Source organism: Pseudomonas putida S13.1.2 (genome assembly GCF_000498395.2).
Classification (GTDB): Bacteria; Pseudomonadota; Gammaproteobacteria; order Pseudomonadales; family Pseudomonadaceae; genus Aquipseudomonas; species Aquipseudomonas putida_Q.
In genome coordinates this window covers 6,097,304-6,117,196 of sequence record NZ_CP010979.1, presented here as the reverse complement: position 1 = coordinate 6,117,196, position 19,893 = coordinate 6,097,304, and the positions used below count along the sequence as shown (strand labels likewise).

At 62.4% G+C, this 19,893-nt stretch carries 18 protein-coding genes; 2 read left to right on the top strand and 16 right to left on the bottom strand.

Annotated features, from left to right (window positions below):
• The first annotated feature begins 170 nt into the window (after positions 1-170).
• Complete coding sequence (locus tag N805_RS27045; protein ID WP_019471519.1) at positions 171-623, top strand: DUF721 domain-containing protein; 453 nt, start codon at positions 171-173, stop codon at positions 621-623.
• Positions 624-733: 110 nt separating this feature from the next.
• A complete protein-coding gene (locus tag N805_RS27040; protein ID WP_019471518.1) occupies positions 734-1,636 on the top strand; it encodes a hypothetical protein in 903 nt (300 codons plus the stop codon).
• A 151-nt stretch (positions 1,637-1,787) separates the two neighbouring features.
• On the opposite strand, the gene lpxC is transcribed toward N805_RS27040, so the two are convergent.
• From lpxC to mraZ, 16 genes are all read right to left on the bottom strand, one after another.
• Positions 1,788-2,699, bottom strand: coding sequence for a UDP-3-O-acyl-N-acetylglucosamine deacetylase (gene lpxC / locus N805_RS27035; protein WP_016498054.1), 912 nt, complete (start codon positions 2,697-2,699; stop codon positions 1,788-1,790).
• A gap of 112 nt (positions 2,700-2,811) precedes the next feature.
• Positions 2,812-4,008, bottom strand: a complete 1,197-nt coding sequence (ftsZ, locus tag N805_RS27030; RefSeq protein WP_016488958.1) for a cell division protein FtsZ — start codon at positions 4,006-4,008, stop codon at positions 2,812-2,814.
• Between the two features lie 55 nt (positions 4,009-4,063).
• Positions 4,064-5,326: a cell division protein FtsA gene (gene ftsA / locus N805_RS27025; protein ID WP_016488959.1), complete on the bottom strand. Its 1,263-nt coding sequence runs from the start codon at positions 5,324-5,326 to the stop codon at positions 4,064-4,066.
• Positions 5,327-5,340: 14 nt separating this feature from the next.
• On the bottom strand, positions 5,341-6,210 hold the full coding sequence (locus N805_RS27020; protein ID WP_003251865.1) for a cell division protein FtsQ/DivIB: 870 nt from the start codon (positions 6,208-6,210) through the stop codon (positions 5,341-5,343).
• Positions 6,211-6,215: 5 nt separating this feature from the next.
• Positions 6,216-7,172 carry a D-alanine--D-alanine ligase gene (locus N805_RS27015; protein WP_019471517.1) on the bottom strand — a complete coding sequence of 319 codons (957 nt, stop codon included), beginning with the start codon at positions 7,170-7,172 and terminating at the stop codon, positions 6,216-6,218.
• Positions 7,169-8,617 (bottom strand): UDP-N-acetylmuramate--L-alanine ligase, encoded by a 1,449-nt coding sequence (gene murC, locus N805_RS27010; protein ID WP_019471516.1) that lies wholly within the window; start codon positions 8,615-8,617, stop codon positions 7,169-7,171. The genes N805_RS27015 and murC overlap by 4 nt, the downstream gene beginning before the upstream one ends.
• A complete protein-coding gene (murG, locus tag N805_RS27005) occupies positions 8,610-9,689 on the bottom strand; it encodes an undecaprenyldiphospho-muramoylpentapeptide beta-N-acetylglucosaminyltransferase (RefSeq protein WP_019471515.1) in 1,080 nt (359 codons plus the stop codon). Before murG ends, murC begins: the two co-directional genes overlap by 8 nt.
• Positions 9,679-10,893, bottom strand: coding sequence for a putative lipid II flippase FtsW (ftsW, locus tag N805_RS27000; RefSeq protein ID WP_016488963.1), 1,215 nt, complete (start codon positions 10,891-10,893; stop codon positions 9,679-9,681). Before ftsW ends, murG begins: the two co-directional genes overlap by 11 nt.
• The gene (gene murD / locus N805_RS26995; RefSeq protein WP_033692225.1) at positions 10,890-12,236 is read right to left on the bottom strand and encodes a UDP-N-acetylmuramoyl-L-alanine--D-glutamate ligase; all 1,347 of its coding nucleotides are present in this window, start codon (positions 12,234-12,236) and stop codon (positions 10,890-10,892) included. The genes ftsW and murD overlap by 4 nt, the downstream gene beginning before the upstream one ends.
• A 6-nt stretch (positions 12,237-12,242) precedes the next feature.
• Positions 12,243-13,325, bottom strand: coding sequence for a phospho-N-acetylmuramoyl-pentapeptide-transferase (gene mraY, locus N805_RS26990; RefSeq protein ID WP_019471513.1), 1,083 nt, complete (start codon positions 13,323-13,325; stop codon positions 12,243-12,245).
• Positions 13,325-14,692, bottom strand: a complete 1,368-nt coding sequence (locus N805_RS26985) for a UDP-N-acetylmuramoyl-tripeptide--D-alanyl-D-alanine ligase (RefSeq protein ID WP_019471512.1) — start codon at positions 14,690-14,692, stop codon at positions 13,325-13,327. The genes mraY and N805_RS26985 overlap by 1 nt, the downstream gene beginning before the upstream one ends.
• On the bottom strand, positions 14,685-16,175 hold the full coding sequence (locus N805_RS26980) for a UDP-N-acetylmuramoyl-L-alanyl-D-glutamate--2,6-diaminopimelate ligase (protein WP_019471511.1): 1,491 nt from the start codon (positions 16,173-16,175) through the stop codon (positions 14,685-14,687). Before N805_RS26980 ends, N805_RS26985 begins: the two co-directional genes overlap by 8 nt.
• Positions 16,172-17,911, bottom strand: a complete 1,740-nt coding sequence (locus N805_RS26975; protein ID WP_177313758.1) for a peptidoglycan D,D-transpeptidase FtsI family protein — start codon at positions 17,909-17,911, stop codon at positions 16,172-16,174. Before N805_RS26975 ends, N805_RS26980 begins: the two co-directional genes overlap by 4 nt.
• A complete protein-coding gene (gene ftsL, locus N805_RS26970) occupies positions 17,911-18,204 on the bottom strand; it encodes a cell division protein FtsL (RefSeq protein ID WP_019471509.1) in 294 nt (97 codons plus the stop codon). Before ftsL ends, N805_RS26975 begins: the two co-directional genes overlap by 1 nt.
• A complete protein-coding gene (gene rsmH / locus N805_RS26965) occupies positions 18,201-19,148 on the bottom strand; it encodes a 16S rRNA (cytosine(1402)-N(4))-methyltransferase RsmH (RefSeq protein ID WP_019471508.1) in 948 nt (315 codons plus the stop codon). Before rsmH ends, ftsL begins: the two co-directional genes overlap by 4 nt.
• Positions 19,145-19,600: a division/cell wall cluster transcriptional repressor MraZ gene (gene mraZ / locus N805_RS26960; RefSeq protein WP_019439042.1), complete on the bottom strand. Its 456-nt coding sequence runs from the start codon at positions 19,598-19,600 to the stop codon at positions 19,145-19,147. Before mraZ ends, rsmH begins: the two co-directional genes overlap by 4 nt.
• Positions 19,601-19,893 lie beyond the last annotated feature (293 nt).

Here is a 19,893-nt window from a genome sequence, read left to right as displayed (position 1 = left end):
CAGCGTTTTGGCGGGGGCCTGTCTTAGATAGGGGCATTTTCCCTGAGTTCAAGGCTTGGCAACATGAAAGCTATCGAGAATTAGTCTTATCTTGCCTGCACTGGCCTCTTCCCGGCGGTACAGGCGACAGAGGTGTTAAACTGCTGCTCTTGTAACCTTATGCGTACCCAATGGCCTACAAACCTTCCCCCGCCCAGCCGCCCTCCGCACTGCTGCGCCAGGTCCGCCCGCTGCGCCTGCTGCTGAACCAGGCCGAGCGCCTGGAGCACCTGCAGCGCCTGCTGGAAAGCCAGCTGCAACCGGCTGCCCGCGAGCACTGCCATGTCGCATCATGGCGCGATGGCACGTTGTTGCTGGTGGTGACCGACGGCCATTGGGCAACCCGCCTGCGCTACCAGCAGAAGCGCCTGCTGGCGGCATTGCAGGCCATGGAAGCCTTCGGCAACCTCAGGCGCATCCTCTACAAGGTGCAGCCACCGCTGGTGCCTGCCAAGCGTGGCGGGCATGCGGCAGAACTGTCGAACAGCGCCGCCGAGAGCCTGCGTGACACCGCCGAAGGCATCGCCGACCCCAAGCTGCGCGCTGCCTTGGAGCGACTTGCCAACCATGCAATTATCAAATAAAAAATTGATTATCCGCTTGGTGGTTCCCAGCACTGACCTATCATTTTTACCAGTTGCCCTTCCACGCATGCGATGACTTACTGCACTCTCTTTCATTGGAGTACAGCAAGATGCCCCACCTGACCAACTACAGCGAACACACGTCTTTTTCCAACAACAACTGGAATGGCTGGACAATTATCGAACCCAGCCACGCATTGAAATTCATCAATGAAGCGCAGAACACTTACGTCCGGGTCAATACTTCGCCACCTCTGCTCCCACTCCCCGACCACTACGAAGGCATGCTGCTCATCCATAAAGAAGTAACCAGTTTTATTGCAGGCGAATGCTACACTATTGCCTTACGCGCAAAATGCTTGTCCGACACGGTTAAATCCCCACAACTCTCGTGGTATATCGACAGCACCATCAAGCACCGCTCGAATTTTAAAGCAAACGGTGAGTGGCAACATTTCGTCATCCCATTCAAAGCCACACAATCCACCCACATTCTGACGCTCGGCAGCGACCTTGAGGGGGAATTCGCCCTCGATGATATCCGCATATTCCCTCACGTTCTCAACATCGATTTCGAGGATGAAGAGGCGGTCGACATACCTCCGAATGAGGAACGCCCGCTCCGGCATTTCACCCTGCGCAATGCCAGCAGTAACGGAGAGATTACCGGCATTCGAAATGTCGAAAGAACAAAGCCCGGCATGGCCGTGGGCAAGGCACTGATCTTGGCCCGCAATCAAAGTACGGCCAATCAAGTAGTCCAACTCGACTTATACGGCGAATATCATAATATCGAATTCTTCTGGACCCAACTTCATTCTCAAGCAACCGTCAGCTTTTTCACCCCGGACGGAAAGCTTATTGAAAAAGTAAGCCATGAAGGCGGAGCGGGAGGTAGAGATTTCCAGGTAAGTTATACCTCCCCAAAATCCAAACCGATCAGTAGACTGCAGTTTGATGTCAAGGATCACAGCTATATCGATTTCATGACTCTAAAAGCGTTAAACTGCTGAGCAATCAACCCCGAAACCCTGAGCAGGGGCTAACCCTGCCAGGCGTCCGGGTGCTATCCGTCGGGATAATTACCCCACCTCTCTCCACTCGATGCAGGCATAAAAAAGGCCACCCGAAGGTGGCCTTAATCACTAGAGAGAGTGTTCGAACTTACACGGCCGCAACAGGGCGCATGTACGAGATCGGTGCCGTACTGGCATCTTCGAAAGTGACCACTTCCCAGGCATCGGTTTCAGCAATCAGCTTGCGCAGCAGCTGGTTGTTCAGCGCGTGGCCGGACTTGTAGCCCTTGAACTCGCCGATCAGGCTGTTGCCCAGCAGATAGAGGTCGCCAATGGCGTCGAGGATCTTGTGCTTGACGAATTCGTCATCGGAACGAAGGCCGTCTGCGTTAAGCACACCGGTCTCGTCGACCACGATGGCGTTCTCGACACTGCCGCCCAGCGCAAGGTTGTGCTTGCGCAGGTACTCGATGTCACGCATGAAACCGAAGGTACGCGCGCGGCTGACTTCCTTCACAAACGAGGTGCTGGAGAAGTCGACGACCGCACTTTGGGTCTGGCCCTTAAGGACCGGGTGATCGAAGTCGATCTCGAAGCTCACCTTGAACCCTTCGAAAGGCAGGAACGTGGCGCGCTTGTCGCCCTCTTCCACGGTTACCTCACGCAGGATGCGGATGAACTTCTTGGCTGCGTCCTGCTCTTCCAGGCCGGCAGACTGAATCAGGAATACAAAGGGTCCGGCGCTGCCATCCATGATCGGCACTTCCGAGGCGGAGAGCTCGACGTAGGCGTTATCGATGCCCAGGCCCGCCATGGCGGAAAGCAGGTGCTCGACCGTATCGACCTTGACGTCACCGTTGACCAGCGTCGTCGACATGGTTGTCTCGCCGACGTTGGCCGCACGCGCAGGGATTTCGACCACAGGGTCGAGATCGGCGCGGCGGAAGACGATGCCGGTGTCCACAGGTGCAGGCTTGAGGGTCAGGTAAACCTTCTCCCCAGAGTGCAGACCGATACCTGTGGCACGGATGGTATTCTTCAGGGTGCGTTGTTTAATCATGGCATTGGCCGCTTCAGCGCAAATTGCGAACAGGTATCAACAAAGGCTGGGGATGATAACAGACCCAACCTTTGATGAATACCAATCACCTTTATACCCCTGATAAATTCCATTAATCAGCCTGACGACGCAGGAAAGCCGGGATATCAAGGTAGTCCAGGTCATCCTGAGGGTTCAGTTTAGCGGCTGCGGCAGCACCTGCATGGGCCTGGTTGCGCATGACAGTCGGGCGCTCCAGGTCACGGTAGTTGACCGCTGGCTGCTCCTGGCGAACCGGTGCAGGGTTGGACGCTTCGTACGCCTGCTGGGCGGTCTGCAGGGTGTTGTCGACCACTTTGACCGGCTTCTCGATACGCGCGCCCAGGCCAGTGGCCACAACGGTCACGTGCAGTTCGTCGCGCATGTCCGGGTCGATCACGGTGCCGACCTTGACCATGGCGTGGTCAGAGGCGAAGGCTTCGATGATGCTACCCACATCGGAGTATTCACCCAGCGACAGGTCCGGGCCTGCGGTGATGTTCACCAGAATGCCACGGGCGCCCTGCAGGTTGACGTCTTCCAGCAGCGGGTTGCGGATCGCCGCCTCGGTGGCTTCACGCGCACGGTTCGGGCCGCTGGCACAGCCAGTACCCATCATCGCCATGCCCATTTCACCCATCACGGTACGCACGTCGGCGAAGTCGACGTTGATCATGCCAGGGCGTTTGATGATGTCGGAGATACCGCGAACGGCACCGGCCAGTACATCGTCGGCCTTGGCAAAGGCGGACAGCAGGCTGGCATCCTTGCCCAGGATGGTCAGCAGTTTCTCGTTGGGAATGGTGATCAACGAGTCGACGCTTTCAGCCAGCATGCGGATGCCTTCATCGGCGATCTGCATACGTTTGCGGCCTTCGAACGGGAACGGACGGGTCACCACGGCTACGGTGAGAATGCCCATTTCCTTGGCCACTTCGGCAATGATCGGCGCTGCACCGGTACCGGTACCGCCACCCATGCCAGTGGTGATGAACACCATGTTGGTGCCCTGCAGCACTTCAGCGATGCGCTCACGGTCTTCCAGCGCGGCCTGACGGCCGACTTCCGGATTGGCACCGGCACCCAGGCCCTTGGTCACGCCAGTGCCCAATTGCAGGATGGTGCGCGCGCCAATGCTTTTCAGCGCCTGGGCATCAGTGTTGGCGCAGATGAATTCCACGCCTTCGATGCTGCTCTTGACCATGTGGTTGACGGCGTTGCCGCCACCACCACCAACGCCGATCACCTTGATGACCGGACTTTGCGGGACGTTGTCTACGAGCTCGAACATTTTCCCTCTCCTTACAGTTCTCTAGTTGTTGCGCCTACCACTACTGCTTTGAAACTTAGAAGTTGCCCTGGACCCACTTCTTGAAGCGCTCAAGCACTGGGGCCTTCGGTTCATCGCCATAGCTGTTGTTGCTGCTGTTGGTGTTACCGGTCAGGATCAGGTCCTCGGACTGCTTCAGCAGACCGTAAGTGAGCAAGCCCACGCCGGTGGAATAGATCGGGTTGCGAACCACGTCGCTCAGCCCCCGAACGCTGTGCGGGACGCCCAGGCGTACCGGCATGTGGAAGATTTCCTCGGCCAGCTCCACGGCACCTTCCATCTTCGCGGTGCCGCCGGTGAGGACGATGCCCGCTGGCACCAGGTCCTCGTAGCCGCTGCGGCGCAGCTCGGCCTGGATCAGGGTGAAGAGCTCGTCGTAACGTGGCTCTACCACCTCGGCCAGGGCCTGGCGCGACAGCTCGCGCGGTGGGCGGTCGCCCACGCTCGGCACCTTGATGGTCTCCCCGGCGCCAGCCAGTTTGGCCAGGGCGCAGGCGTAGCGGATCTTGATTTCTTCGGCGTACTGGGTAGGGGTACGCAGGGCCATGGCGATGTCGTTGGTCACCTGGTCGCCGGCAATCGGGATGACTGCGGTGTGACGGATGGCGCCCTCAGTGAAGATGGCGATGTCGGTAGTGCCGCCACCGATGTCCACCAGGCACACGCCCAGCTCTTTTTCATCGTCGGTCAGCACCGAGTAGGCCGAAGCCAGCTGCTCGAGGATGATGTCGTCGATTTCCAGGCCGCAGCGGCGTACGCATTTCTCGATGTTCTGCGCCGCGTTGACTGCGCAAGTGACCACATGGACCTTGGCTTCCAGGCGCACGCCGGACATGCCCAGTGGCTCGCGCACGCCTTCCTGGTTGTCGATCACGTAGTCCTGCGGCAGGGTGTGCAGCACGCGCTGGTCGGCCGGGATCGCCACGGCCTGGGCGGCGTCGAGTACCCGTTCCAGGTCGGCCAGGCTGACCTCGCGGTCGCGGATGGCGACGATGCCGTGGGAGTTCAGGCTGCGGATGTGGTTGCCGGCTACCCCGACGAAGGCCGAGTGGATACGGCAGCCGGCCATCAGCTGCGCTTCTTCCACGGCGCGCTGGATCGACTGCACGGTGGACTCGATGTTCACCACCACGCCTTTCTTCAGGCCGCGGGACGGATGGGTGCCGATCCCGACGATTTCCAGGGTGCCGTCTTCGCCCACTTCGCCCACCAGCGCCACCACCTTGGAGGTGCCAATGTCCAGCCCGACGATCATTTTGCCGCTATGCGCGTTTGCCATGGTCCTGCCTCTCTCTAATTCTTCGCAACGGCGGGTTGGGCCGTCGTCGGTGCAATCGGTTCCCGCCAACCAACGGCAAGTCCGTTGGAATAACGCAGATCAATGCGGGCGATAGTGGTGATCTGGTCTTTGAGTGTCTTGTCGTAAATGGCAATGAAACGGCGCATCTTCTCCACCAGATGGTCGCGCCCCAACAGCAGCTCGATACCTGGCCCGGCGCTGCTCGCACCGGTAGTCAGGAACCAGCTGCCTCGCTCGCGCAGCTCCAGGCGAGCGATGGAAAAGCCCAGAGGGCGCAGCATCTGGCTCAATACCTGATACTGCTGCATGACTTGTTGCTGAGCACGCTGCGGCCCCGCCAGCTGCGGCAGGTGCTCATAGTTGGCCAGTTCGCGCGGTGTGAAGGCCTGGCCCTGGTTGTTGAGCAGGGCTGCGTCACCCCAGCGTGCCACCGGCAGCTGTTCTTCCAGGCGGATCACCACCTCGTCAGGCCACACCCGGCGCACTTCGGCGTGGGCAATCCATGGCATCTGCTCGAGCTCCGCGCGCATCGCCGGCAGGTCGACGCTGAAGAAACTCGCCGCCACGTAGGGGGCGATGCGCTGCTGTACCGACTGCTGGCTGATGTAGCTGAGGTCGCCCTGCACGTCGATCTTGGTGATCGGCCGGTCGGCATAGGGCATCAGGCGAATGGCGCCCTCGTAGGCACCAAAGCCGGCCGCCACCAGCAGCACCGGCCACAGAAGGCGCTTGAGGCCTCCCAGGCTTGGCCGCGGCAGGCGCGCCGATACGGGCTCGTCGGCCACCAGCCGGCTGGCACCACGCGGCACCGGCTTGCTACGGCCGGTAACGGGTTGCTGCTGACGTATCATCGCGCCTTGCATGGTTGTTAACCTCGGGTCGTCACGCTTTCAGCCAGGATTGCCAGCACCAGTTGCTGGAAGTCCAGGCCGGCCGCGCGGGCCGCCATTGGCACCAGGCTATGATCAGTCATGCCCGGTGCGGTGTTGACTTCGAGCAGCCAGAACCGGCCCTGCTCGTCCTGCATCACGTCCAGCCGCCCCCAGCCTTCGATGCCGATGGCATCACAGGCGCGTGCGGTCAGGTCGATCAGTTCCTGTTCCTTGACGCTATCCAGGCCGCACGGGATGCGGTACTGGGTATCGTTGGCGATGTACTTGGCGTCGTAGTCGTAGAACACGTGCGGCGTACCCAGGGCGATCGGCGGCAGCACCTGGCCGCGCAAGACCGCGATGGTGAACTCCGGGCCGTGGATCCACTGCTCCACCAGTACCTGGGAATCGTATTTGGCGGCGTCCTGCCAGGCGGCGACCAGTTCCTGGGCGCTGTTCACCTTGGCCATGCCGATGCTAGAGCCTTCATGGGCGGGTTTGACGATAAGCGGGAAGCCCAGTTCCGTACTGGCCAACAAACAATCGTTTTCGCTCGCCAATACCGCGTGGCGCGGGGTCGGAATGCCCAGGCTCTGCCATACCTGCTTGGTACGCAGCTTGTCCATGGCCAGCGCCGAGGCAAGGATGCCACTGCCGGTGTAGGGGATGCCCAGGCATTCCAGAAGGCCTTGCATGCTGCCATCTTCACCGCCACGGCCGTGCAGGATGATGAACGCACGGTCGATCTTCTCGCTTTGCAGGCGCTCGAGCAGGTCATCTCCCACGTCGATAGCGACTACGTCGACGCCGGCAGTGGTCAGCGCGTCGATCACCGCAGCGCCGGACTTCAGCGACACTTCACGCTCGGCGCTCTTGCCACCGTACAGCACGGCGACACGGCCGAACGCCTTGACGTCCAGGGTCGAGTGCAACTTTTCGTAGGCGCTGGTCATTTCGACTTCTCCTGCTTGGCGCCTGCGAACAGCGGGCTTTTCATCAACTGCGGGGCCAGGCCACCGACATCACCGGCACCCTGGCAGATCAGGATGTCGCCAGCGCGCAGCAGTGGCTTGACCAGCGGCGCCAGCTCGGCGCCGCGCTCGATGTAGATCGGGTCCAGTTTGCCGCGCTGGCGGATGCTGTGGCACAGCTGACGGCTGTCGGCACCGGGGATCGGCTCTTCGCCAGCCGGGTAGACTTCCATCAGCAGCAGCACGTTGGCATCGCCCAGCACCTGGACAAAATCGTCGTACAGGTCGCGGGTGCGGCTGTAGCGGTGCGGCTGGTAGACGATCACCAGGCGACGGCTAGGCCAGCCACCGCGCACGGCCTTGATCACCGCAGCCACTTCGGTCGGGTGGTGGCCGTAGTCGTCGACCAGCATCACGCTGCCGCCTTCGACCGGCAGTTCGCCGTACACCTGGAAGCGTCGGCCAACACCCTGGAAGCCCGACAGGCCCTGGACGATGGCCTCGTCAGTGATGCCTTCGTCAGTGGCGATGGCAATGGTGGCCAGGGCGTTGAGCACGTTGTGGTTACCGGGCATGTTCACCGACACCTCCAGCGGCTCGCAGTCACGGCGCAGCACGGTGAAGTGGGTCTGCATGCCCTGCTGGCGCACGTTGATGGCGCGGATGTCGGCCTCTTCGCTGAAGCCATAGGTCACGGTCGGGCGTTTCACCTGCGGCAGGATCTCGCGCACCACCGGGTCGTCCAGGCACATCACGGCCAGGCCGTAGAACGGCAGGTTGTGCAGGAACTCGACGAAGGTTTTCTTCAGCTTGTTGAAGTCACCTTCGTAGGTCGCCATGTGGTCGGCGTCGATATTGGTGACCACGGCCACCATTGGCTGCAGGTGCAGGAAGCTGGCGTCGCTCTCGTCCGCTTCGGCGATCAGGTAGCGGCTGGTGCCCAGCTGGGCATTGGTACCGGCAGCAGTCAGACGGCCACCGATGACGAAGGTCGGGTCCAGGCCACCGGCGGCAAACACCGAAGCCAGCAGGCTGGTGGTGGTGGTCTTGCCGTGGGTACCGGCAACGGCCACGCCATGACGGTAGCGCATCAGCTCGGCGAGCATCTCGGCACGCGGCACCACCGGAATCCGCCGCTCAAGGGCGGTAGCCACTTCCGGGTTGGCCGGGTTGATGGCACTGGACACGACCAGCACGTCAGCGGTTGCGGCGTTCTCGGCGCGGTGGCCGACGAAGATCTCGGCGCCGAACGATTCCAGGCGCTCGGTCACCGGCGAGGCTTTCAGGTCCGAACCGGACACTTCATAGCCCAGGTTCAGCAACACTTCGGCAATGCCGCACATGCCCACGCCGCCGATCCCGACGAAGTGAATACGGCGGATACGGCCCATCTTGGGCTGGGGCATGGCTTTCTGGCTCTCAACCATGGGCCACCTCCAGGCAGATATCGACCACGGTGCTGGTTGCAGCAGGTTTGGCCAGGCGCCGTGCGGTGCCTGCCATGACGTTGAGTTTCTCGGGTTGCATCAGCACCTCGTTCAGGCGTTCAGCGAGCTGCGCTGCGCCAGTTGTCGCTTGTGGCATCAGGAAGGCAGCGCCTTCGCGGGCCAGATATTGGGCATTGTGGGTCTGGTGGTCGTCGATGGCGTGGGGCAAAGGCACCAGCAGCGAAGGCAGGCCCGCTGCCGCCAGCTCGCTGACGGTCAGGGCACCCGCCCGGCATACCACCATGTCGGCCCAGCCATAGGCCTGGGCCATGTCCTTGATGAAGGGCTCTACCTGAGCCTCGACGCCCACCTCGTGATAACGCTCGGCGGTGATTGGCGCGTGTTGCTTGCCGGCCTGGTGGAACACCTCGGGCCGCAGCGCGGCAGGGACTTCGGACAGGGCCTTAGGCAACAATTTGTTCAATGGTTCCGCACCCAGGCTGCCACCGAGCACCAGCAGGCGCGCACGGCGCTGGGCCAGGGGCGCGCGTTGTGCATCCATGAACAGCTCCGGGCGTACGGGGTTGCCGGTGGTACGACGCTTGTCGCTCGCCTCGAAGGTGTTCGGGAAAGCTTCGCAGACCCGCGCAGACAGTGGCACCAGCAACCGATTGGCGGTACCGGCACGGGCGTTCTGCTCATGGATCACCAGCGGCACGCCGCACAGCCGCGCAGCCACACCGCCAGGGCCGGTCACGTAGCCGCCAAAGCCCAGTACGCATACCGGTTTGAGCTGGCGAATGATGCGTCGCGCCTGCAGCACGGCCTTGACCAGGGTGAACGGCGCCTTGAGCAGCGACAGCTTGCCTTTGCCGCGCAGGCCGCTGACCTGGATCAGGTGCAGTGGCAGGCCAGCCTGGGGCACCAGCTCGTTCTCGATGCCACGCGGGGTGCCCAGCCAGTGCACGGTAAAACCACGCGCCTGGAACTCACGGGCGCAGGCCAGGGCCGGGAATACGTGGCCCCCGGTGCCGCCCGCCATGATCAGTATGTTCTTGCCGTCAGCGGCCATGACTGGTCTCCTCGGCAAAATCGCTTTCGCTGAACTCATGTTCCTCGCTACCCAGATGCGTGCGGCTCTCCCACTCGATACGCAGCAACAGGCCCACGCAGGCGCAGCAGATCACCAGCGAACTGCCCCCGTAGCTAAGGAACGGCAGGGTCAGGCCCTTGGTTGGCAGCAGGCCGACGTTCACCCCGATGTTGATCAGGAACTGGCCGATCCACAGGAACGCCAGGCCGAAGGCCACATAGGCGGCAAAGAACTGCTTGGCTTTTTCGGCCCACAGGCCGATGTACAGGGCACGCACAGTCACGAACACGAACAGTGCAATGGTCAGCAGCGAGCCAACCACGCCCAGTTCTTCGGCCAGTACCGAGAACACGAAGTCAGTGTGCGCTTCGGGCAGGTAGAACTGCTTCTGCACGCTGTTGCCCAGGCCAACACCCAGCCACTCGCCACGGCCGAAGGCGATCAATGCCTGGGTCAGCTGGTAGCCAGAGCCGAACTGGTCCGACCACGGGTCGGTGAAGGTGATAAGCCGCGCCATCCGGTAGGGCTGCGCCTGTACCAGCACAAACACCGCCAGTACCGCCAACACCACCATGAGGCTGAAGCGGAACAGCCCCACCCCGCCGAGGAACAGCATGGCCGCCGCCGCGCCCATCATCACAACGGTGGCGCCGAAGTCCGGCTCCATCAGCAGCAGGGCGGCCATGGGCAGCAGCACGATGAACGGCTTGAAGAAGCCCATCCAGGTTTCGCGCACTTCGGTCTGCCGGCGTACCAGGTAACCCGCCAGGTAGACGACCACGAACACCTTGGCGATTTCCGAAGGCTGGACGTTGAAGAAGCTGAAGCCGATCCAGCGCATGGAGCCGTTCACTTCGCGGCCGATACCCGGCACCAGCACCAGCACCAGCAGGCCGAAGGCACCCAGCAGCATCATGAAGCCCATGCGCTGCCAGGTGGCGATCGGCACCAGCATGGTCGCGCCGCAGGCAACCAGGCCAAGGAACACGTAAACCAGGTGGCGGAACATGTGGTAAAGCGGGTTGCCCGACTGCACCGCGGCCACTTCCGAGGACGCCGAGGTGATCATCACCAGGCCCAGGCCAAGCAAGGCCAGGCAGCCGGCGAGCATCGGGAAGTCCAGGTCGATGCCACGACCGCTGATCAGCGGCGACGGGTAGGGCTTGAAGATGCCGAAGATCATGCAAGACCTCCCGCTGCCTGGGCAAACAGGCGCCCGCGCTCTTCAAAGTTCTTGAACATGTCGAGGCTGGCGCACGCCGGCGACAGCAGCACCGCATCGCCGGCCTGGGCCAGTTCGGCACACTGCTGCACGGCGTCGTCGAGTGTCTTGACCCGTACCAGCGGCACGTCATCACCCAACGCTTCGGCCAGGCGCTCGGCATCACGGCCAAGCAATACCACGGCGCGGCAGAACCGCTTGACTGGCTCGCGCAGCGCAGTGAATTCGGCACCTTTGCCGTCGCCCCCAGCGATCAGCACCAACTTGCCTTCGATATCGGCACCCAGGCCTTCGATGGCAGCCAGGGCAGCACCGACGTTGGTGGCCTTGGAGTCGTCATACCAGTTCACGCCATTACGCTCGCGTACCCACTGGCAACGGTGGGCCAGGCCACCGAACTCGCGCAGGGCTTCGAGCATGGGCTCGAACGGCAGCCCGGCGGCATGCCCCAGGGCCAGCGCCGCCAGGGCGTTGCTCTGGTTGTGGGCACCGCGAACCTTCAGCTCGCGCGCCGGCATCAGCGCCTGGAACTCGAACGCCAGGTACTTTTCACCGTCCACTTCACGCAGGCCAAAGGCCTTGAAGTCGGGTTGGTTGAGGCCGAAGGTCCAGCATGGACGGCCTTCCACCGGCAGTGGCCGGCTCAGGGCGTCCTGGCGGTTGACCACCACCTGGCGGGCACCGCGGAAAATCCGGTGTTTGGCCAGGTGATAGGCCGGCAGGCCGCTGTAGCGGTCCATGTGGTCTTCGCTGATGTTAAGCACGGTGGCCACTTCGGCGTTCAGCTGGTCGGTGGTTTCCAACTGGAAACTGGACAGCTCAAGCACGTAAAGCTCGACATCATCAGCCAGCAAGTCCAGCGCCGGGGTACCGAGGTTGCCGCCCACGGCCACGCGCTTGCCGGCCTTGGCGGCCATTTCGCCAACCAGGGTGGTGACGGTGCTCTTGGCGTTGGAGCCGCTGATGGCAATGATCGGTGCCTTGGCGTGGTGGGCGAACAGCTCGATATCGCCGGACAGTTTCACGCCACGCGCGGCTGCCTGCTGCAGGGCCGGGGTGGCCAAGGCCAGACCGGGGCTCACGTACAGCTCGTTGGCGCGGCACAGGAAGTCCACGTCCAGTTCACCACAGCGCACTTCCACCTGCGGGTAATCACGGCGCAGGGTGTCCAGTTCCGGCGGTTGCTCGCGGGTGTCGGCGACCGCAAAGGCAATGCCCCGGCTCGCCAGGAAGCGAACCAGGGACATGCCGCTCTTGCCGAGGCCGACAACGATGCGGAATTGGTCGGAAGCGATCAAAGACACACTCATCTACCTCAGTTTCAGGGATGCAAGGCCAATCAGCACCAGAATCACGGTGATAATCCAGAAGCGGACGATCACCCGTGGCTCTGGCCAGCCCTTGAGTTCAAAGTGGTGGTGGATCGGCGCCATGCGGAACACGCGTTTGCCGGTCAGCTTGAAGGAGGCGACCTGGATCACCACCGACAGGGTTTCCACCACGAAGATGCCGCCCATGATGAACAGCACGATTTCCTGGCGGACGATCACGGCGATGGTGCCCAGCGCGGCGCCCAGTGCCAGCGCGCCGACGTCACCCATGAAGACTTGTGCCGGGTAGGTGTTGAACCACAGGAAGCCCAGGCCGGCACCGATCAGCGCGCCGCAGAACACGATCAGCTCGCCCGAGCCAGGTACGTAAGGGATCAGCAGGTATTCGGCGAACTTCACGTTACCCGACAGGTAGCAGAAGATGCCCAGGGCGCCGCCGACCATCACCGTCGGCATGATTGCCAGGCCGTCGAGGCCATCGGTAAGGTTGACCGCGTTGCTGGAGCCGACGATGACGAAGTAGGTCAATACGACGAAGCCGACGCCCAGCGGGATGGTGACATCCTTGATGAACGGCAGGATCAGCGTGGTCTCGACGCTGGTCGGCGCGGTCTTGTACAGGAACACGGCCGCAGCCAGGCCAAACACCGACTGCCAGAAGTACTTCCAGCGGCTTGGCAGGCCACGTGAGTTCTTTTCGATCACCTTGCGGTAGTCGTCAACCCAGCCGATCGCGCCGAATGCCAGGGTAACGATCAGCACCACCCACACGTAGCGGTTGGACAGATCAGCCCATAGCAGGGTGCTGATGGCGATGGCCGAAAGGATCAGTGCGCCACCCATGGTCGGGGTGCCCGACTTGGACAGGTGCGATTGCGGGCCGTCGTTACGCACGGCCTGGCCGATCTGGCGAATTTGCAGGGTACGGATCATCCACGGCCCCAGCCACAGCGCCAGCGACAACGCGGTCAGTACACCAAGAATCCCGCGCAGGGACAGGTACTGGAAGACCGCGAAGCCCTTGTGGAACTGTTGCAGATACTCGGCCAACAGCAGCAGCATTAATGTTTCTCCCCGCTGGCACCGCACAAAGCCGCCACGACGTTTTCCATCGCAGCGCTGCGCGAGCCCTTGATCAAGATAGTGGTGTCGCTGGCATTTTCGGCGCTAACCGCGTCGATCAGCTCAGCTTGAGTAGCGAAATGACGGCCATCGGCGCCGAACGCCCTGACCGCATACGTCATGTTGGAACCTACTGCGTACAGGGCGTCGACCTTGCCACGCGCGTAGTCACCCACCTGACGGTGGCCTTCTTGCGCCCATTGCCCCAATTCGCCGATATCCCCAAGCACCAGGACGGTGCGTCCGGAAAAGCCGGCGAGTATATCAATGGCCGCGCACATGGAGGTGGGATTTGCGTTGTAACTATCGTCGATCACCCGCACACCATTTGGCGCGACCTGGGCCACGGTGCGGCCCTTGACCGGCTGCACCGCAGCCAGGCCAGCAGCAATGCCGCTCAGGCTCAGACCAACGGCATGGGCAGCGGCGGCGGCAGCCAGGGCGTTGCTGACGTTATGGGTACCCAGAAGGTTCAGCTGAACCGGCACGCTGCCATCAGGCCCGTGCAGGGTGAACGACGGGCAGCCCCGTGCGTCGCGACCGATGTCGCTGGCATGGAAATCAGCCTGCGGGTTATCCAGTGCAAAGGTGAAGATGCGGTGGTTGCCGGCACGCTTGCGCCAGATATCGAACGCCTTGTCGGCCAGGTTGAGAATGGCGACACCGCCCTCGCCCAGGCCTTCGAGAATCTCGCCCTTGGCTTCGACAATTTTTTCGGGGCCACCGAATTCGCCAACGTGGGCGGTACCCGCGTTATTGATGATGACCACCTGAGGTTTGGTCAGGCCTACGGTGTAGCGGATCTCGCCAATACGCGAAGCGCCCAGCTCGATCACTGCGGCGCTGTGCTCCGGGGCGATTTCCAGCAGGGTCAGCGGCGCGCCGAGGTCGTTGTTCAGGTTGCCACGAGTGGCATGCACCAGGCCCCGGGTGCGCAGGATGCTGGCAAGCATCTCCTTGACCGTGGTCTTGCCACTGGAACCGGTAATGGCCACAACGGGCTTGTCGAAAGCGGCGCGGTTCAGGGCGCCGAGTTGACCCAGTGCTATCCGGCAATCCTTGACCAGCAGCTGCGGCAGGTCGACACCGGCCACTTCACGCTCGACCAGGGCGGCTACTGCACCTTTGGCTTTCACATCAGCCAGGTAGTCATGGCCATCGAAACGCGGGCCGGCCAAGGCGACGAACAGTTCCCCGGCGCTGACACTGCGGCTGTCGATGCTGACACCGGTGAATGTGGCGTCGGCACCGACTTGTTGACCGCTCAGTGCTGTGGTCAGCTGGCTGAGCGTCATCGGCTTAAGCATGTGGAGCCTCCCAGGCTGCAAGGGCCTTCTCGGCTTCGATCAGGTCGGAGAAGTCATGGCGCTCGCCATTGATCTCCTGGTAATCCTCATGCCCCTTGCCGGCCAGCACGATCACGTCGTTGGCAGCGGCTGAGGCGATCAGGTGCGCAATGGCTTCGCCACGGCCGGCGACGAACTCGACGTCGCCAGGCCTGGTGAAACCGGGGCGGATGTCGTCGAAGATGCGCAGCGGGTCTTCCGTGCGCGGGTTGTCGTCGGTGACCAACACGCGGTCAGCCAGGCGCTCGGCCACTTCGGCCATCAAAGGGCGCTTGCCGCGGTCACGGTCGCCGCCGCAGCCGAACAGGCACAACAGGTTGCCGTGGGCATGTGGGCGCAGGGCTTCAAGCACTTTTTCCAGGGCGTCCGGGGTGTGCGCGTAGTCGACCACCACCAGCGGCTTGTGGCCGCCACCCAGGCGCTGCATGCGGCCTACCGGCCCTTGCAGGCGCGGGGTGACCTCCAGGATTTCGTCCAGCGCGTAATCCAGCGCCAGCAGGGTTGCCACCGCCGCCAGCATGTTGCTCAGGTTGAAGCGGCCCAGCAGCTGGCTGCGCAGGGTGCGCTCACCCTGGGCGGTGACCAGCGTGGCGCGCACGCCATCGTCACTGAACACGGCTTCGCGGCAGAACAGCGATGCATCGGGGTTTTCCAGGCTGTAGCTGAGCAGCCGGGTCTCGACAAGGTCGACACTCGGGCGGCGAGCAAAGTCTTCGGCCAGGCGACGACCAAAGTCGTCATCCAGGTTGACCACCTGGCAACGCAGGTTCGGCCAGGCGAACAGCTTGGCCTTGGCCGCCTCATAGGCCTGCATGCTGCCGTGGTAATCCAGGTGATCACGGGACAGGTTGGTCATGACCGCGATGTCGAACGCCAACGCGGCGACACGCCCTTGCTCCAGGGCATGGGAGGAGACCTCCATGGCCACGGCCTTGGCGCCCTGCTTTTTCAGGTCGTAAAGGGTCGACTGTACGGCAATCGGGTCTGGCGTGGTCAGCCGACCACTTTGCAGGTCACCGTAAAAGCCGGTACCCAAAGTGCCAATAAGGCCGCACCGCTGGCCGAGCACATCAAGCGCCTGGGCCACCAATTGGGTAACGCTGGTCTTGCCGTTGGTACCGGTCACGCCCACCAGATTCAGCTGGCGGCTGGGCTCGCCATAGAAGCGCCCGGCGATGTCCGACAGCTGGGCGATCAGGCCCTTTACCGGAATCAGCGGCACATCGGTCAGCGGCAGCACGTTGGCGCCCTGCTCTTCATAGGCCACGGCGGCAGCGCCCCGGGCCAAGGCATCGGCGATATGCTCGCGGCCATCGACCTTGGCGCCCGGCACGGCCAGGAACAGATCGCCCGGGCGTACATTGCGGCTGTCCAGGGTCAGTTCACGGATCAGCGGGTCGCGGCTGGCGTGAGCGAAAAGTTTGCTTAATGGCATTGTCATCATCCACGCCCTCCCTTGGCGGCTGCTGCATTGACTTGCGACTGTGCGGCGGGTGCCGGTGGCGGCAGGTTGTCTGGCGGCACGTTCATCAAACGCAGGGTGCCGGACATGACCTTGCTGAATACCGGTGCCGAAACCAGGCCACCGAAGTAACCGCCCTTGCCCGGCTCGTCGATGACCACGACGATGGCGTAGCGCGGGTCGCTCATTGGCCCGAAGCCGGCGAACAGCGAGCGGTAGGCGTTTTCGGTGTAACCCTTGGACCCCACGGTGGCTTTACGCGCGGTACCGGACTTGCCGGCCACGTGATAGAACGGCACCTGGGCACGGAACACGCCGCGCGGCGCTTCAATCACCTGCTGCAGCATGCCCTGGACGGTTTCGGCGGTTTCTTTCGGAATGGCCTGCACGGCTTCCGGCGCCTTGTCGACCTTGATGATCGACAGCGGCACCATCTTGCCGTCGTTGGCCAGCGCGGCGTAGGCATGCACCAGCTGCAGGGCGGTCACCGACAAGCCATAGCCATAGGAAAGGGTCGCGGTTTCGGCCTTGCGCCACTCGCGGTGGTTGGGCAGGTTGCCGACACGCTCGCCCGGGAAGCCAAGGCCGGTGTACTGGCCCAGGCCAACCTGGGACATGACGCGGTAGATGGCCTCGCCGCCGATGTCGAAGGCGATCTTGCTCATGCCGACGTTACTGGAGTTGATCAGGATGCCGGTCAGGTCGAGGATCGGGCCCTCGCTGCGCGACACATCCTTGATGGTGTAGCGGCCGATCTGCAGGCTGCCCGGGTACACCTCGACCTTGTCGGTCGGCTTCCAACGGCCGCTCTGCAATGCCGCACTCATGGAAATCGGCTTGACCGTGGAACCCGGTTCGAACACATCGATGATCGCCCGGTTGCGCATCGCTGCCGGGAACATGCTGCGGCGGTTGTTCGGGTTGTAGGTTGGCTGGTTGACCATGGCCAGAACTTCACCGGTCTTGACGTCCATGATCACCAGGCTGCCGGCCTTGGCGTCCTGCTCGGCAATGGCGTTGCGCAGTTCGCGGGTAGCCAGGTACTGCAGGCGCAGGTCTATCGACAACGCCAAGGTCTTGCCGGCCTTGGCGTTCTTGGTTACCTGGATGTCCTTGATCAGCCGGCCGCGCCGGTCCTTGATCACCTGGCGCTTGCCGGGCACGCCGGCCAGCCATTCGTCATAGGCCAGCTCCACCCCTTCGCGACCGTGGTCGTCGAGGTCGGTGAAGCCGACCATGTGCGCGGTGACATCACCGGCCGGATAGAAGCGGCGGAATTCTTCCAGGCCGTACACACCTGGCACTTTCAGGTCGAGCACGTGCTGGCCCTGTTCCGGGGTAAGGCCGCGGACAAGGTAGATGAACTCTTTGCTGGCCTGCTGGGTCAGGCGCTCCACCAGTTGCTGCTGGTTTTGCCCAAGCGCCGCAGCCAGCTGTGGCCAGCGGTCTTTGGACGCCTGCATTTCCTTGGGGTTGGCCCACAGGGTGGTGACCGGGGTACTCACGGCCAATGGCTCACCGTTGCGGTCGGTGATCAGGCCACGGTGCGCAGGGATAGGGATGTGGCGCAAGCTGCGCGCATCGCCCTGCCCTTTGAGGAAGTCACGGTCGACTACCTGCAGGTCGATGATGCGCCAGCAGATGGCGCCGACCATGATTGCCAGCAAGCCGATCACCACGCGGAAGCGCCACGGGTACAGTGCGCCTTCGAGCTTCATCATGGCGCCACCATCCGCACTTCGTCAGCCGAAGGCACGCGCATTTTCAACTGCTCGGAAGCCAGGTTTTCGATGCGGCTGGCGGCGGTCCAGGTGCTCTGTTCGAGAATCAGCCGGCCCCACTCCGCCTGGGCCTTGTCACGCTCGTTCAACTCGCCGTACAGGGTGTTGAGCAACTGGCGGTTCCAGTGCGCGCTGTAGGACACGGCGACGGCCGAAACCAGCACGCCGACAAACAGCAGAAGCATCAGGAAGCTTCCGCCTGGCAAAGGCTTGGCAAGTAGCCTGCTCACCGCAGCTTCTCCGCCACACGCATCACGGCGCTACGCGACCGTGGGTTGGCCTTGAGCTCGGCTTCGGAGGCGAACTGGGCCTTGCCGATGAGCTTGATTTTCGGCTCGAAGGCCTTGTGCTGTACCGGCAGGTTGCGTGGCAGGTTGTCGGCCTCGCCCTTGACCAGCTTGCGCATGAACAGCTTGACGATGCGGTCTTCAAGCGAGTGGAAACTGATCACTGCCAGGCGGCCACCGACCTCAAGCGCATCCAGTGCAGCCTCCAGGCCAGCCTCCAGGTCACCCAGCTCGTTGTTGACATGGATCCGCAGGCCCTGGAAGGCACGGGTTGCCGGGTTCTTGCCTTTTTCCCAGGCAGGGTTGGCAACCTTCAGCACTTCCGCCAGGTCGGCAGTACGGGTGAACGGCTCCTTTTCGCGGCGCTCGACCACGGCACGGGCCATGCGGCCGGAGAAGCGCTCTTCACCGTACTCCTTGAAGACGCGGGCAATTTCTTCGACAGGCGCCGTGGCGATGAACTCGGCGGCACTGATGCCCTGGCCCGGGTTCATGCGCATGTCCAGTGGGCCATCATTGAGGAAGCTGAAGCCACGCTCGGGGTCATCCAGTTGCGGCGAGGACACGCCCAGGTCCAGCAGTACACCGCTGACCTTTCCGTGCAGGCCGCGCTCGGCCACTTCCGCACCCAGCTCGGCAAAGCTGCGCTGCACAATGACAAAGCGGCCGTCTTCGGCCGCCAGCGCTTGCCCCGTGGCAATCGCCTGTGGATCTTTGTCGAAGCCCAGCAGCCGCCCTTGCGGCCCGAGCTTGCTGAGAATCAGCCGGCTGTGTCCGCCACGGCCGAAGGTGCCGTCCAGATAGCAACCGTCGGCGCGCAGGGCCAATGCCTCGACAGCCTCGTCGAGCAGGACGGTAATGTGGTTGAAGCCGCTATCTATGGTCACAGGATCAGGTCACGCAATTCGTCGGGCATGGCGCCCGGTTGTTGAATAGCTGCGAGGTCGGCTGCCGAAACCGTGTTCCAGGCATCTTCATCCCACAGCTGGAATTTGTTCAGTTGCCCCACCAGCATCGCCTTCTTGTCGAGCTTGGCGTACTCACGCAGACGGGGCGGCACCAGGAAACGCCCACTGCCATCGAGCTCCAGGTCAACCGCATTACCGATCAGCAAACGCTGCAGACGGCGGTTTTCCTCACGCAACGATGGCAAGGCACGCAACTTGGCTTCTATCTGTTCCCACTCATCGAGGGGGTATACGCACAAGCAGGGGTCAACGGCGTCAATGGTCACGATCAGCTGGCCATTGCAACGCGAATCCAGCTCGTCACGGTACCGGCTCGGCATGGCGAGACGTCCCTTGGCATCGAGGCTGACGGCGTTGGCTCCGCGGAACACGGCTGCGATTCCCCACAATATTAGCTTTTTTGTGCCAGAAAACCCACTTCATCCCACTTTCTGCCACTTGCGCACACTATAGGAATCCGCCCGCAGCACCGTCAAGGCACGTTCATAAGGAAAAGCCTTACAGGACCGAGATTTAGCGCGATAAGGGAATGTGGAAGCATTACCGAGGGGAAGAAAACACGAGAAAAATCAAACCCACGCAAGCAAATGGAGTTCGAAGTTAAAGTGATTTATGAAGATTAAGATTTTTTCGGTATTACCAGAGAGGATCTGCTATCGAATCA